The 14,791-nt window shown below is 27.1% G+C and carries 15 protein-coding genes; 2 read left to right on the forward strand and 13 right to left on the reverse strand.

All coding sequences use genetic code 11. The features are described from left to right. The first annotated feature begins 12 nt into the window (after positions 1 to 12). Together ACAN_RS11355 and ACAN_RS11360 are read left to right on the forward strand one after the other, a co-directional pair. Positions 13 to 447, forward strand: coding sequence for a hypothetical protein (locus ACAN_RS11355; RefSeq protein ID WP_099334284.1), 435 nt, complete (start codon positions 13 to 15; stop codon positions 445 to 447). 3 nt (positions 448 to 450) lie between these two features. After that, positions 451 to 1,548 carry a hypothetical protein gene (locus ACAN_RS11360; RefSeq protein ID WP_099334283.1) on the forward strand — a complete coding sequence of 366 codons (1,098 nt, stop codon included), beginning with the start codon at positions 451 to 453 and terminating at the stop codon, positions 1,546 to 1,548. Between the two features lie 7 nt (positions 1,549 to 1,555). On the opposite strand, the gene rimM is transcribed toward ACAN_RS11360, so the two are convergent. From rimM to ACAN_RS11425, 13 genes are all read right to left on the reverse strand, one after another. Further along, positions 1,556 to 2,089: a ribosome maturation factor RimM gene (gene rimM, locus ACAN_RS11365; RefSeq protein WP_099334282.1), complete on the reverse strand. Its 534-nt coding sequence runs from the start codon at positions 2,087 to 2,089 to the stop codon at positions 1,556 to 1,558. 3 nt (positions 2,090 to 2,092) lie between these two features. Further along, positions 2,093 to 2,335: a KH domain-containing protein gene (locus ACAN_RS11370; RefSeq protein ID WP_099334281.1), complete on the reverse strand. Its 243-nt coding sequence runs from the start codon at positions 2,333 to 2,335 to the stop codon at positions 2,093 to 2,095. Positions 2,336 to 2,352: 17 nt separating this feature from the next. After that, entirely contained in the window at positions 2,353 to 2,580 is a 228-nt protein-coding gene (rpsP, locus tag ACAN_RS11375; RefSeq protein ID WP_079576870.1) for a 30S ribosomal protein S16, read from the reverse strand. Positions 2,581 to 2,662: 82 nt separating this feature from the next. After that, on the reverse strand, positions 2,663 to 4,018 hold the full coding sequence (gene ffh, locus ACAN_RS11380; RefSeq protein ID WP_099334280.1) for a signal recognition particle protein: 1,356 nt from the start codon (positions 4,016 to 4,018) through the stop codon (positions 2,663 to 2,665). Positions 4,019 to 4,169: 151 nt separating this feature from the next. Next, positions 4,170 to 4,916 (reverse strand): pseudouridine synthase family protein, encoded by a 747-nt coding sequence (locus tag ACAN_RS11385; RefSeq protein ID WP_099334279.1) that lies wholly within the window; start codon positions 4,914 to 4,916, stop codon positions 4,170 to 4,172. Continuing rightward, the gene (gene waaA, locus ACAN_RS11390) at positions 4,909 to 6,054 is read right to left on the reverse strand and encodes a lipid IV(A) 3-deoxy-D-manno-octulosonic acid transferase (RefSeq protein WP_099334278.1); all 1,146 of its coding nucleotides are present in this window, start codon (positions 6,052 to 6,054) and stop codon (positions 4,909 to 4,911) included. The genes ACAN_RS11385 and waaA overlap by 8 nt, the downstream gene beginning before the upstream one ends. Positions 6,055 to 6,057: 3 nt before the next feature. After that, positions 6,058 to 6,777, reverse strand: coding sequence for a zinc ribbon domain-containing protein (locus ACAN_RS11395; protein ID WP_099334277.1), 720 nt, complete (start codon positions 6,775 to 6,777; stop codon positions 6,058 to 6,060). Continuing rightward, positions 6,770 to 7,534, reverse strand: coding sequence for a Nif3-like dinuclear metal center hexameric protein (locus ACAN_RS11400; protein WP_099334276.1), 765 nt, complete (start codon positions 7,532 to 7,534; stop codon positions 6,770 to 6,772). Before ACAN_RS11400 ends, ACAN_RS11395 begins: the two co-directional genes overlap by 8 nt. Positions 7,535 to 7,536: 2 nt before the next feature. Continuing rightward, the gene (glyQ, locus tag ACAN_RS11405; protein WP_099334275.1) at positions 7,537 to 8,418 is read right to left on the reverse strand and encodes a glycine--tRNA ligase subunit alpha; all 882 of its coding nucleotides are present in this window, start codon (positions 8,416 to 8,418) and stop codon (positions 7,537 to 7,539) included. A gap of 59 nt (positions 8,419 to 8,477) precedes the next feature. Then, a complete protein-coding gene (locus ACAN_RS11410) occupies positions 8,478 to 8,972 on the reverse strand; it encodes an AIR carboxylase family protein (protein ID WP_099334274.1) in 495 nt (164 codons plus the stop codon). A gap of 42 nt (positions 8,973 to 9,014) precedes the next feature. Continuing rightward, positions 9,015 to 10,313, reverse strand: coding sequence for a glycosyltransferase family 9 protein (locus tag ACAN_RS11415; protein WP_099334273.1), 1,299 nt, complete (start codon positions 10,311 to 10,313; stop codon positions 9,015 to 9,017). Then, on the reverse strand, positions 10,313 to 11,608 hold the full coding sequence (locus ACAN_RS11420; RefSeq protein WP_099334272.1) for a peptidase U32 family protein: 1,296 nt from the start codon (positions 11,606 to 11,608) through the stop codon (positions 10,313 to 10,315). The genes ACAN_RS11415 and ACAN_RS11420 overlap by 1 nt, the downstream gene beginning before the upstream one ends. 132 nt (positions 11,609 to 11,740) lie before the next feature. Then, entirely contained in the window at positions 11,741 to 14,674 is a 2,934-nt protein-coding gene (locus ACAN_RS11425) for a methyl-accepting chemotaxis protein (RefSeq protein WP_099334271.1), read from the reverse strand. Between the last annotated feature and the right edge of the window lie 117 nt (positions 14,675 to 14,791).

A 14,791-nucleotide genomic window follows, 5' to 3' on the forward strand; every position in this document is an offset into this window, starting at 1 on the left:
GCCTAGATAATTATGGATTTAAGAGAATTAAAAAAACTTAGAGAAGAAAACTTTTTAGCCCACAAAAAGAAAAAAAGAGAGTATTACTTAAAAAGTAAACTTGAAAAGAAGCTTGAGAGAAAATCTACTAAAAGAGAAGTATTTGATTATGAAAGTCATTTAGGTGGTATTGACTTTAATCAAAGAATAAAAGATATAATCAGGCAACAAAAACAACATGTAGATGATAGAAAAGATAGAATAATAGCTAAAATAAAAGAGTATAAAAGTAAAAAAAGAGAATACTATATCGAGAATAAAGATAAAAGATTACAGTATGATAAAGAGTATAGAGAAGAAAAAAAAGAAGAATTAAGAGAATATAGAAGAAGATATTATCAAAAAAATAAAGATAAAATCTTGGAAAAGCAAAGAAAAAGAAGAAAACAACAAAAAAATAAAGAGTAAATTATGGCAGAAAAAGATATTAAAATTGAAGATGATTCAAATGAGATTGTTGATGAGATAAAGCTTGATGTGGAAGATTCAAATCTTGATAATAATGAACTATCATTAGATAAAGATGAAGTAGAAATTGAACCAGTTAGTGAAAGTTTAGAAGCAACAAAAGAGGATAATGAAGATTTATCTTCAAATGAAGAAAAAGATATAAGTGAGTATGCCCTTGATGATGAAGAACTAGATGATTATTCAATTCAAAAAAAACAAACTAAACTTCAAAAAATATTAACTGCAATTGTAGCTGTACTTCTTATTACTCTATCAGTTGGCTTAATCTTATATTTTTTAGGTTTTTTTGATGAGAAAAAAGAAGAGCCAAAAATTGAGAGTAAAGTAGAAAAAAAAGTTGAAGAAAAAAAGTTTGACTTTAAATCAAGAGATATAGATCCAGATAAATTAAATGAGAAGTTTGATAGATTAACTAAATATGATCCAAGTTTAGAGACTAAAAGAGCGCAAGAAGAAGCAAAAAGAAAAGCACAAGAAGAAGCAAAGTTAAAAGAAGAAGAAGAGAAAAAGCGTATTGAAGAGATTGAAAGATTAAAAGAAGAGTTAAATAGTCAAAAACAAGCTTTAGAAGATAGAAAAAATGAGTTATTATCACAAAAAGAAGAACTAGTAAAATTAAAAGAGCAATTACTTGAAGAAGTTGAAAAGAAAAAAGAGGAATTAAAGCAACTTGTTGAAAATAGTGCCAATGAAAAAGTAACTACAACTGAAACAGTAGTACAAGAGCCAATACAAGAAGCTGTAGAGCAAACAAACTTAAATAGCAAGCAAATGCATTCTAATACTTTTTTACCTTTAATTAACGTTGCTATTATAAAAGATGAGTTGACAAAAGATTATCTTGAAAGAGTAGAGAAAATAGATAAAAATATATTATTGTGTAGAGACAATAAAAATAATATTGAGATATATGTAGGACCATATGAGATGCCAAGTGCAAGAAAAAATCTATTAAATAAATTTTTATCTAGTGGTTTCAATAAAGCAATGCTTGTTGATTTAACAAAAGAAGAGTTTAATAAAAGATGTAACTATTAGAAAACTTTTAAGAGTTTTCTAATATGTCATACGCATCTTGAACATCAATAATTTTATCTTTTATATTAACATTTAAAATATAAGTTTCTAAAATATAAGGAAGTAAAAAAACTTTTGGCAAGTCTTCTTTTACTAAACTTTCATCAGTTTGAATCTCTAAATAATCATTAACTGGATATCTATTAATATCAATAACCTTACCCAATTTCTTACCATTTTCATAAATTATACAATCCATAATATCAAACCAAAAATGTTCATTTTTTTCTAATTGACAATTCTCTTTGGTTTTATCTCTTGTAGTAAATAATTCTTGATTAGTTAATTTTTTTGCAAGTTCTATATCTTCAAAATTTTCAAATTTAATAATTTGTCTTGATTTATTATAAGATATAACTTTTAATGTAAGGTTCTTGTTAGTTGTAAATGTAGCACCTGTTTTAAATTGATTAGGAAAATCAGAATCAAGGAAGATTTTTATATCTCCTTTTAATCCTACTGTTTTTCCTAATTTTGCTACGTAAATTTTATCTATAGACATCTTTTAATCGTTTGCTAATACTTGTATCTTATAAGATACACCATCTTTAGCTTTACAACCATTTGCCATAACTTTTAATGCATTAATCATATTGCCATTCTTACCAATTAGTTTTCCAATATCTGCACTATTTGCATATACAGTTATTTCAGTAAAAGTATCATCAATTTTTTCTTCAGAAACTTTTACTTCATTTGGTTCACTAACAATAAGTTTGGCATAGTTTTCTATAAAATTTACTATCATAATAAAAAGCTATATAATTATTTTGAAGCTAATTTTTTAACTTTTTCACTTGGTTTTGCACCAACACTTAACCAATAGTTATATCTCTCTTCATCTAATTTTAGAACTTTTGGCTCAGATACTGGGTTGAAATAACCAATTGATTCAATCCATCCTGAATCTCTTCTTTTTCTTGAATCTGTTACAACGATTCTGTAAAATGGTTTTTTGTTTCTACCCATTCTTGTTAATCTAATTGTTGTCATATATTTTTCCTTTGTTTTTTTATAGTATTGAATTCTAAACTCAAATTTTTAAGTTTACAACTCAATACTATATATTTTTTATTTATCTAGGTATTTTAGGCATTCCACCAGGTCCTTGCATTTGACCTAGCATATTACTTAAGCCTTTCATACCACCTTTTGATGAAAGTTTTTTTGCCATTTTTGAAGCACTTTTAAACTGCTTTAAAATTTTATTAACTTGAACATCACTTAAACCAGAACCCTTAGCAATTCTTCTTTTTCTACTTGGATTTATTAAACTTGGTTGTTCTCTTTCTTTAGGAGTCATAGAGCCAATCATAGCTTTTATTCTTTTAATCTCATCAGAATTCTCAAAATCCATATCTTTTATAGGTCCAGCCATTTGTGAAAGACCTGGAATCATTCCAATAATTGATTTCATAGAACCTAATTTACTCATCATTGCTAATTGTTCTAAGAAGTCATTAAAATTAAATTCACCTTTTTTAATTTTTTTACTTACTTCTTTTGCTTTTTTCTCATCAATTACAGCTGAAGTTTTTTCTGCAAGACCTTCCATATCTCCAAGACCTAGAAGTCTTGATACAATTCTATCAGGAATAAATACTTCCAAATCTGGCATCTTTTCACCAACACCAATAAATCTTAAAGGAACACCAACTTGGTGTGCAATTGATAGAGCAACTCCACCTTTTGTATCACCATCATATTTTGATAACACAACTCCATCTATTCCAATTTTTTCTTTAAAAGTAATTGCTGTTTTAGTTGCATCATGACCTGTTAAAGAGTCTGCAACATAAAATATTTCATCAGGATTTATTGCATTTTTTACCTCAAAAAGTTGATTCATCAACTCTTCATCAATTGCAAGTCTACCAGCAGTATCAACTAATAAAACATCATATAATTCTTTTTTAGCTTTTTCTTGTGCAGCTTTTGCAATTACAACAGGATCTTTTTCATTATCATCAAAATAGATATCAACTTCAACTTGTTGGGCAATTTGTTTTAATTGCTCAACAGCTGCTAATCTTTGTAAGTCACAAGCAGCAACTAATACTTTTTTCTTTCTAGTTTTTAAATAGTTTGCAAGTTTACCTGTTGTTGTTGTTTTACCAGAACCTTGAAGTCCTGTCATTAATATTGTAGTTGGAGGTGTGTTTGAAAAAACAAAACCTTGATTACCTTTTGTTGATAATATCTCATTTAACTCTTTTTTTAGTGCATTAATAAAAGAGTCTTGTCCAATTCCATTTTTCTTTGTTTCTAATTCAACTTCAGTTATTAATTCTTTTGATGTTTTATGGTGTACATCAGCTTTTAATAATGATTTCTTAAGTTCTGTAGTAGCTTTTTTTAAAGCTGCCGCATCATCTTTGTGTCTTATCTTATTTATCGAATTCCTAAGTGAGCCTGTTATTGAATCAAACAAAATTATCTCCAACTATTTAAAATTTTGGCAATTATATTGTTTCTATACTTTAAAATAGTTTAAATGACATATTATTTAAGTAAAATTTAATATTAGAGAGTTATGAAAAGCCCAATATAAGGCTTTTCTCTTTAGAAGCAAAACTTAAAATTTAATTAAAATCAAACACTTTAAATTCTCTTGGCTCTTGTGATTCAAACTCGTAATCAAAAATTCTTGTAATTTTTGAATGAAGTAAAACCCTATTTACATTAGGATTTGTTCTTCCATATACACTATCACCTATAATAGGAAAACCAAGGTGATTTAAATGTACTCTAATTTGGTGTGTTCTTCCAGTGTCAATTACAACTTTAATCTTTGATTTATTTCCCTCAATAAGCATAGGATATATAGTTGTTGTTGCAGGTTTACCTTTTGTCATATCTACTTTAGATTTAGCAACACCTCTATTTTTGATAGTTAAAATAGGTAAATCAATTGTTGTTTCTTCTATAACTTTCCCCTCAACAACAGCAACATACTCTTTATACACTCTATTCTTTTTAAATTCAGTAATAGCTTTTGTTTGAAACTCTTCAGTTTTAGCAAACAACATAACCCCACTTGTCTCTTTATCAAGTCTATTTAATAGAAAATAATCTTGGTATTTATTTGAAACTTCATCTGTTGTCATATACGCAGGTTTATCAATTGCTAATATATTATCATCTTCAAATATAACTTTAATATTTGCAAGTTTTTTTACAACAAATTTTGTGTCTGCTTTAATTTCTCCTCTTGCAATTACAACTTTTTTACCAGATGCTCTTACTAATCCTCTATCAATTAGCTCTTTTGCTTTTGAATTAGATATTTTTTCTTGCTTTGCAAGAAGTTTATACGCCTTTTCATACATTTTTTAATTCCTTTAGTATTGGCTTTATTGAACCAGCTTTAGCTAAAACTGGTTTTTTTAACTTTTTAATATCATCTAAATATTTTTCAAGTTCATCATTTTGTATTATATAATAATTATTAATACAATCAAATAGTGATTTTTGATTAAATATATGTTTTCCACTTATTAATTTACATCCAAAATATGCAGGTTCTACAGGATTATGACCTCCAATTTTTTCAAAAGCACCACATAAAATCACAACATCAGATATTGCATATATATTATTTAACTCACCCATTTTATCAATCAAAATTATATCAGAATCAAAATTTTCTTTTTGTGAAAATCGATGGCAAGATAAATTATTTTTTTTACTATATAAATCAATTAATTCATATACTTTATCAAATCTTTCAGGATGCCTAGGAACAATTACCAATTTTCCATGCTCTTTTTTATAAGCTTTTAAAATTAGTTCTTCTTCTTTTTCATGGCTACTTCCAGCTGTGATTAAAGTTGAATTTGGTTTTTTATACTCTTTTGTAATTTTTGGTAATTGTGCTAATTTAATATTTCCTATAACTTCAATACTCTTTCCACCAAGTTCTTCTAATCTTTTTTTATCTATTTCACTTTGTGCATAAATTTTATCAATATTTTTAAATATATACTTATAAAACCAACTCATTCTTTTATATGATTTATAAGACTTATCTGAAATTCGTGCATTAATCAAATAAGTTTTTGCACCTTTTCTTTTAGCAAATAAAAATAAGATGTACCATAATTCTGCTTCCATAACCACAAGTGCTTTTTGTCTATTTATCCAAAATGGCAAAAAAATCTCATATGGTAAATACCTTGTACTTCTATTAGTACTAATTGCTTCATCATAACCTGTATTAGTTATTACTGATAAATTACAATTTTCAAACTCATCTATTAAAGGTCTAATAGCTTTTGTTTCACCCATTGAACATGTATGAAACCATATTTTATTTTCATTTTCAAACTTTGGATTTTTTCTTAAAAAAAATTTCGCTGGTATTGCAATTTGATATTTTTTATTTCTTAGTTTTAGTAGTAGTATAGGAATAGCAATTATATATAAAATAACTGCTAATACATAATAAATAAAATAAAAGAGGCTCAAAAATTAAGCCTCTACAGTTTCATCTTCTTTATAAAGGATTCTTCCACAGTGAGGACAATTTATAATCTCATCTGATTTAACAACCTCTGCATAAGTTTTGTCATTTATTTTCATATGGCATCCATAACAAGCTTGTTTTTTAACAGGTACAACAGCTGTATCTTTTGCCCATCTTCTAATTTTTTCATAAAATGTTAAAATTTTACTATCAACTTTTTCTAATAATTCACTTCTTTGTTGATAAACAACATTTCTTTGTTTATTTATATCTTCAATTTGATTATCAACTGCAATTTGAATATCTTTTATTGATTCTTCTTCTTGGGCTAATTTTTCTTGAAACTCTTTTAATTGTGCTTCTCTTTCTTCTGTAATCTCATCAAGTCTAGCTATCTCTTCATTTGCAAATGAAATTTGTTCTTTTGCAATCTCTTCTTCTAGTTGTAAAGCTTTTAGCTCTTTTTCATTTTGCACTTCTTTGTGCTTTTTTGCAATATCATCTAATTTAGTCTTTAATTCTGCTAAATGAATATTATTTTTAGTTCTTTTTGATTTTACTTCATCTATTAGAACATATGTATTATTAATTGATACTTTTATTGCCTCTGCTGTTTCAACAAAAGTAGCTAACTTGGCTTTTTCATTCTCGATTTGAGGTTCAAACATACTAATTTGTGTATCAAATTTTGATAATTTAACTAGATCCTCTAAATATTTATTCAACTGTTTCTCCTTGTATACAAAACTTAAATGGATTTTTCGAAGCTGATATTATAGCTTTTAATTCATTTTTTTTCAAATTTTTTTCTAAAACACCTACTAAAAGCTCATTGAAGTACTTTTCACTTTCATAATGTCTTATATCAATTAGTGATATATTTCTACTTTTTGCATCCATTGCATCATGATACTTTATATCACCTGTTAAAAAGCAATCAGCTTTCACCTCACTTAATAAAGACATTCCTGCACCAGTAACAATCCCTACTTTCTCAACTTTATTATTACACTTTACTACATTTGTAAATTCAATACCTAATTTTGAAGTAATCTCTTTTGCAAACTCATCAAAATCTTTATTTACATTTGCATAAATTATAAAATCATTTATATCCTCTTTTTCAATAATATCAAGTTTTAAAATATCTTTTGCAACATACATATTTAAGTGTGTTTTATCTATGTTTGTGTGCATTGAAATTAATGCAATATTTTTTTGAATTAAGATTTTTAATAATTTTGTACAATAATTATCATAATTTATCTTTTTAAGAGGTGCAAAAATCAATGGATGATGAGTAATAATCAAAGAATTCTCTTCTACTTCATCTAAAAACTCTTCATCCAAATCAATACTTACATATATTTTTTTTATTTTATCTTCGAAATTTCCAACTATTAAACCTGAGTTATCCCATTTTTCTTGTAAAGAAAAAGGAGAAATTTCATCTAAAATATTATAAATATCTAAAATTTTCAAGATTATCTTCCAACTCTTTTTGTTCTTTCTTCTTCTTGTTCTTTGTATAAAACAGCACAACCTTGAGCTAGCTCTCTTACTTTTAAAATATAATTTTGTCTTTCTGTAACTGAAATAGCTTTTCTTGCATCAAGTGTATTAAATGCATGTGAAGCCATCATACATTGGTCATATGCAGGTAAAGGAAGCTTTGCTTCAAGACAAGATTTACACTCATTAAAAGCATCATCAAAGTGTCTAAATAACATAGAAGTATCTGCTACTTCAAAATTATATTTAGAAAATTCATATTCACTCTCTTTATGAACATCTGCATAAGTTGTTTTTCCGTATTTATTCTCATTCCAAACAATATCAAATACAGAATCAACACCTTGTAAATACATAGCTAATCTTTCTGTTCCGTAAGTAATCTCAACAGCAACAGGGTCACAAGCTAAACCACCAACTTGTTGGAAATATGTAAATTGTGTAACTTCCATACCATCAAGCCAAACTTCCCAACCAAGTCCCCAAGCTCCAAGCGTTGGAGACTCCCAGTTGTCTTCTACAAATCTTATATCATGTTTTGAAGTATCAAGTCCTAAATACTCTAATGATTGTAAATATAAATCTTGAATATTATCTGGACTTGGTTTAATCAATACTTGAAACTGATAATATGCACCCAATCTGTTTGGATTCTCTCCATATCTTCCATCAGTAGGTCTTCTACTTGGTGCAACATAAGCTGTACTCCAAGGAGTTGAATCTAAACTTCTAAGTATTGTTGCAGGATGGAAAGTACCTGCACCTGCTGGAATATCGTAAGGTTGAACAATATTGCAACCTTGATTTGCCCAAAACTCTTGTAATTTTAATAATATCTGTGAAAAAGTAGTCATATTTATCTAAGTCCTAATCCTTGTAAGTTATTGTGTTAATTCTTTAAATTATATAATTTTTATAAAAGTACTTCTATATTTTTTGCAGCTGTTTGTACTTTATTTAACATTACGATTCTATCTTCTTTAAGTTTAACTGCTAATTCATTATCATTTAGTGCTAAAATCTGTACAGCTAAATAAGCTGAGTTTATAGCACCCTCTTCATCCAATGCAACAGTTGCAACTGGCATAGCTAAAGGTTTATTTATTGTAGAAAGAATAGCTGTTGAACCATCAAAGTTTTTATCTTTTAATGGTACTGCAATGATTGGTTTTGTTGTACCAGAAGCTACACTACTTGCCAAACATCCGTTAATACTTGAAGCAACAATAAATGAAACAGCACCTTTTTCTTCTGCACATTTAATATAATCTTTTATTTTTTCTATTGAATCATAAAGTGATAATACAGTTAGTTCATAATTTACATTAAACTTTTCAAAAGTCTCGGTACATTTTTTCATAACATCAAAATCTGAGTTACTTCCAATTATAATAGAAACAAATTTCATTTTTTACCTTAATTAACTTTGTAATTTATCATTTTATCTAAATTAATCTAATAGTTTTATAATCTGCTTTATTTTAAGCTCTCTCCAAGCTTCGAATCTATTTACTATTAAGCTACTCTCTTCAAAGTTAAAAAGTGATAAATTTTTTGATTTATCTTTTACTAAAACAGCTTTTGCATTATTATAATAATCAACTCTTTTTATAAGTTTTTCATCAGTAAAAATAACAACTGTAGGAATAAAAAAGATATCGCTTATATGATAAGTAGCAGTATCAACTGTAATAATTTTATTTGCCCATGAAATTATATATGTGTAATCTAAAAAACTTTTTGAGTAATCTTTCAAACAAACATAAGATTCATCTTTAACACCATCAATTTGTAAAACAGAAATTATTGTATAATCTGGCATTTTTTTTATCATTTTTTTAAGTAAATCTGATGCAATCTCTCTTGGTATTGATCTATTTACATTTGCAGAATAAGGATGAAAAAGAAGAATTTTTCCTTTAAGTTTAATCTCATTAAGCTTTGATTTTAATGCATTTGATGGCTTATAATTATTTAAAGATAAACTATTATATTTTCTATTGTTTTCTATTTTTTTATAATCAATTCCAAATTTATAAAGCCATGAATCAACATAATTTAGTTCATCATAATAAGAGTTTTTTGTTACTAAACTTGTATCTATATAATAATCATACTCATAAAGTTTTTTTACACTAATTGATAGTGCTGTTACTTTATTTATAAACTCTTGATTTGAAAAAATCTGTTTATCTCTTGTAAATTGTTTATTCTCCGAAGAGTTTAAATATATATCAATAGTAACTGTTTTAAATACTTTTTTTAGCTCTTCATAAAAAATTCTCAATGCAGTTATACTACTAATCATCTCTCCTACTTTAAAGCCCATATTACCTAGTATTGCAACTTTTACATCTTGTTTTAAAGTATTTGAAATTTGTGTTTTTAAACTATTGTTTGAATTATTTAAAAATATTGATAAATAATCTAAGTTTTCACTAAAATTAACATTTTTTGTAACTAAAGCTTTTTTATTTTGAATAATAGTATTAAACTCATTTTTATTTAAAATTCCCAACTCTTTGGGAAAGCATTTATCGCTAGTAAGTCTAGTCTCTTCTATAACTTTAAGTTGATACTTTGCATCTACACTTTTAAAAACTCTTTTTAAATCAAGAAAATCTTCATATGTAGTTATATATAAAGTATCATTTATAAGGTTTGATGGATTCTTTAGTTTAAAATAAGAGACTAAAGTTCCATCAGTAGTTTTAATATTAATATTTTGTGTAACTCTAAATATTACCATTAATTATTACAACTTCCCTCATCTTCATTTTTAATTCTAAGCATAGTTAAATATGGTAATTTACAAGGAAGTTTGATTTTATTCGTATTTCCACTATGAACTGAATCTAACTCTTTATTTGTATCAGTTAAAATTTTCTTAAAATTTATATAATACTTTCCATCTTCTTTTTTATAAATTTTACCTATTTCATTTTCACACTCTGTAATTTGTGCATCTATTGGAGCAAAAATTTCAATCTCATCGCCTGGATAAGTTTTATATTTACACATAAAATACTCTTCATCTTCAGTAACTAAACCACTTACCTCATAACTTCCTTTACTTAGTGCATATTCATGATTTTGTGTATCACTTTTATCAAATGGTCTATGAATTAAATAAGCATCTGTAAAACCTCTATTTTTTGTAGTATAAAGTTCTTCTTGATATTTTTTTGCATCAAATTTATCTTCAAAATAATCATCAATTGCTTCTCTATAAGCATGGGCAGTAACAGCAGCATAATAAGGCGATTTTGTTCTACCTTCAATCTTAACAGAATCAACCGCATTTGAGTCAAGAATCTCTTGCATATGAGAAGCTAAATTCATATCTTTTGAATTAAATATATATGTTCCCACACCTGGTTCTTCTTCAAGTCTAAATAACGAGCTATGATCCTCATTTGCAGCATAAAGTGTATACTCAAATCTACAATCATTTGCACAACTTCCTCTATTTGGTACTCTTCCCATTTGAACTGCACTTACTAGGCATCTGCCACTATATGCAAAACACATTGAACCATGTACAAAAATCTCTATTTCCATATCAGGAAGATGTTTTTTTATTTCTTTTACATCTTTTAGTGAAATTTCCCTTGCTGCAATAATTCTTTTTACACCCATATCCCAAAAAACTTGTGCATCAAGATAGTTTAATACATTTGCTTGTGTTGACAAATGAATTGGTATTTCAGGAGCAATATCTCTACAAAGTTTTACCACACCAGGCGCAGCCACAATAAAAGCATCAGGTTTTAGTTCAGCCATTTTTATAATATGTTTTTTAAGTAACTCAATTTGAGAGTTAAAAGGAAAGCCATTAATTGTTGCATAAACTTTTTTACCCCTTGCATGGGCATAATCTATACCTTCTTTAAAACTTTCAAAAGTAAACTCTTTTCCTGCTCTTATTCTTAAACTAAAATGACTAACCCCACCATAAACAGCATCAGCGCCATAAGCAATTGCTATTTTTAATTTTTCTAAATTTCCAGCTGGTGATAATAATTCTACGTTATTTTTCTTCATCAATAATCCTTGTGCTTTTGCACATTTTAAATTTTTTGGCAATTATATCAAATAATATTTATAAATAAGATTTTACATTAAATGTAGAATTTTTATATAAAAAAAAGTTAATACTAGTAAGTAAGAAAGCTTTTAAAAGCTTTCCCACTCATCATCACTAGTAGTTGAAGTAAACTCTTTTGGTTTTTGTATCTCTTTTTTTACTTCTGTTTTTTTCTCATACTTTTCAAAACTCTTTGTATTTAGGTTTTGAGGTTTACTTGTTTGTTTTGAACTATTATTAGTATTACTTAATGTTGGATTGCTTTTTTCAAGCTTTTTTTCAACATAAGTAGTACAATACTCAATTTTAATATTATCTAAACAATCAAATAATTTAGATGTACAATCATCAACTTCTTTTGAAATTTTTGCTAAAACTTCATTTTCAGCTTTATTTGCATTTTCATTTACATAATCTTGTACTCTTTGATGTACACACTCATGATACTCTTTTAGTTTTGCCCAATTTGAACCTTTTGTAAAGTCAGTACCTTTTGACTCTTCTTGTGCCATCCATTTACCAAAGTTACAATCAGTATGCTTAGTAACACTCCAAGCTTTAACATCTTTTTGTCCAACTTTTGCAAAATTTGTATCTTTAAACAAAATATGATCATTTTTTATTTTAGATATTTTAAATACTAAATCTATATCACAAATTTGTTTCTCTTTTGACTTATCAAAGTTTGCTCTTTGAGAAATAGCAGTTAAGTCTGCTGATAGTTTTGTAACTCCATCAGATAGTCCACTTATCTCACTTGCTGAACTTGCATTTACTTGTGTTGCTCTATCTAAAGCATTTATTGCATCATTAATTTGTACTATTCCTGTTTCTTGCTCTTTACTTGCACTTGAAACATCTTCAATTAAAGTAATTGTTTGATTAATCTTTGAAGTCAAATCAGTATAACCACCAATCATCTTATCAGAAATTGTTTTACCTTCATTTGCTTTTTGTGTTGCTTGTTCAACAATATTTTTAATCTCTTTCGCAGCTTCTGCACTTCTACTTGCTAGGTTTCTTACTTCTTGGGCAACAACAGCAAAACCTTTTCCAGCTTCACCTGCTGTTGCTGCTTCTACTGCTGCATTTAAACTTAAGATATTTGTTTGAAAAGATATTTGATCAATTACACTTATTGCTTCATTTATTGATTTTACTTGCTTATCAATATCATCCATTGCTTTTGTTGTCATGTTTGCAAAATCTTCACCCTCTTTAGCTGAACTATTTAAATCATTTGCAAGTACTGACATTTTATTCACTTTTGTTGCACTTGATTTAATAATAGAAGTAATCTCCTCAACAGCAGCTGCTGTTTCTTCTAAACTTGCAGCTTGTTCATTTGCTGATTTAGCAAGTTTTGATACTTCTGTTGATAAAACCTCAGTATCTGAATTAAGTTTTCTACCACTTGTTGTAATCATTGCTAAAAATTCAGAAACTGTATTACCAATAAATGTTGTACTAGTAGAAATAGAACCTACAATTCCATTTGCACTATGATGTTCTTCTTTGTTGATTTTATAATCAAAATTTGAATTTCCATACTCAACTAAGATATTATTTATCTCTTCAAGTTTTTCATTTGTTTTATCAATCATTGAGTTAATAGATAATTTTAACTTTTGAATCTGTGGATTTGGTGAATCACTATGAACTTTATAAACATAAAATCCATTATTAACTTTAGTAATTACATCTTCAACTTCTTCAATAACTTTTGCATCTTGTTTAACTCCATCATTAAGCTTTTTGATATATGCATTAAAGCTATCAATAACTTTTCCAATTTCGTCATTTGAATTTTTCTTAATAAAATTACTAGAACTAGAGTTTGAAGCTAAATTAGCAATTGCAGAATCTAACTCACTTAATGGACTAATTATAGCTCTTTTGATTAAAAATGTGTAAAGTAAATAAATAAGTGCTACTGCAATTAATGTTGAAATAACAAGAAACTTAACAATAGTTGCTATCTCTTCATTTGTACTCTCTTCCATACTTGCAATTTCTGCTTTTATATCATCAATATACGCACCTGTTCCAATAATCCAATTCCATGGACCAAATTTTTGAACATAAGAAAATTTCTCTTGAGGCTCTTCAAAGTCTGGTTTTGGCCACATATATTTAACCAATGCACCATTTTCATTGTTGTTTGTAGCTGTAACAAACTCTTTAAATAAGTATTTGCCTTTTTTATCTTGAACATTAGCTAAGTTTTTATTATTTAGTGATGGCTTTATAGGATGCATTATCATCTTTGGTTCTGTATCATTTATCCAAAAATATCCATCAGTTCCATATCTCATATTTGAAATTGTTTCTAAAGCCTCTTCTTGAATATTTTTAGTTACATCAGCAACATAAGAACCTGTTCCAATAACCCAATTAAAAGGTTTAAATAGCTTTACAAAAGATACTTTTAATTGAGGCTTATCAAAACCTGGTTTTGGCCATGAATAATCGACAAATCCAGAACCTTTTGTTTTTGCAACTTCTGCAAATACTGAAAATATTTTTTTCCCACCCTCATCTTTAAACTCAGACAAATCCTTTCCATCAAGGTGTGGTTTTGTAGGGTGCATTACAATAAATGCATCTGTATCATTAACCCAAAAATAACCTGTCTTGCCATATCTTGTTTCAGAAATTATCTCTTTTAATATTCTCTTTAACTCACTTTCAGGTACTTTTCCTTTTAGTTTTTTATACTCTGCATCTAAAATTGAAAAAATAAAGCCTGATTGCTCTTTTAAATACTCTTGTACTTCAAGCTTAATTTTATCTATTGATGTTCTTTTATGATAAGCATTAACTGTTTTCATAGCTAATGATACATAATTTTTCAACTCTTTTTCTTTTTTATCGTAAGCCTCTTTTTTATACTTCTCAACATTCTGTTTTGAAAACTCTTTAATTGAATATATAGATTCAATAGATACAATCAAAGCGATTCCCAAAATTGTTAAAAAAGCCAACAAAAGTAGCTTAGATTTTATGGTAAGGTTCCCTAGCATTAAACACTCCTTTAATAATCTTATATTTTATCTATCCAAACTTAAAAAAGTCAATAAAATGACACTAGATTAATAAAATAATTATTTTTTGTTTACTTTTGTTTCACCAGCAAAATT

It is taken from the genome of Malaciobacter canalis (genome assembly GCF_008000835.1).
GTDB lineage: Bacteria > Campylobacterota > Campylobacteria > Campylobacterales > Arcobacteraceae > Malaciobacter > Malaciobacter canalis.

Excerpts from the sequence above, each read along its gene's own strand:
- ACAN_RS11355 (WP_099334284.1), top strand. The coding sequence starts at position 13 with ATGGATTTAAGAGAATTAAAAAAACTTAGAGAAGAAAACTTTTTAGCC.
- ACAN_RS11360 (WP_099334283.1), top strand. The coding sequence starts at position 451 with ATGGCAGAAAAAGATATTAAAATTGAAGATGATTCAAATGAGATTGTT.
- rimM (WP_099334282.1), bottom strand. The coding sequence starts at position 2,089 with ATGTCTATAGATAAAATTTACGTAGCAAAATTAGGAAAAACAGTAGGA.
- ACAN_RS11370 (WP_099334281.1), bottom strand. The coding sequence starts at position 2,335 with ATGATAGTAAATTTTATAGAAAACTATGCCAAACTTATTGTTAGTGAA.
- rpsP (WP_079576870.1), bottom strand. The coding sequence starts at position 2,580 with ATGACAACAATTAGATTAACAAGAATGGGTAGAAACAAAAAACCATTT.
- ACAN_RS11385 (WP_099334279.1), bottom strand. The coding sequence starts at position 4,916 with ATGTATGAAAAGGCGTATAAACTTCTTGCAAAGCAAGAAAAAATATCT.
- glyQ (WP_099334275.1), bottom strand. The coding sequence starts at position 8,418 with ATGACTACTTTTTCACAGATATTATTAAAATTACAAGAGTTTTGGGCA.
- ACAN_RS11410 (WP_099334274.1), bottom strand. The coding sequence starts at position 8,972 with ATGAAATTTGTTTCTATTATAATTGGAAGTAACTCAGATTTTGATGTT.
- ACAN_RS11415 (WP_099334273.1), bottom strand. The coding sequence starts at position 10,313 with ATGGTAATATTTAGAGTTACACAAAATATTAATATTAAAACTACTGAT.
- ACAN_RS11420 (WP_099334272.1), bottom strand. The coding sequence starts at position 11,608 with ATGAAGAAAAATAACGTAGAATTATTATCACCAGCTGGAAATTTAGAA.
- ACAN_RS11425 (WP_099334271.1), bottom strand. The coding sequence starts at position 14,674 with ATGCTAGGGAACCTTACCATAAAATCTAAGCTACTTTTGTTGGCTTTT.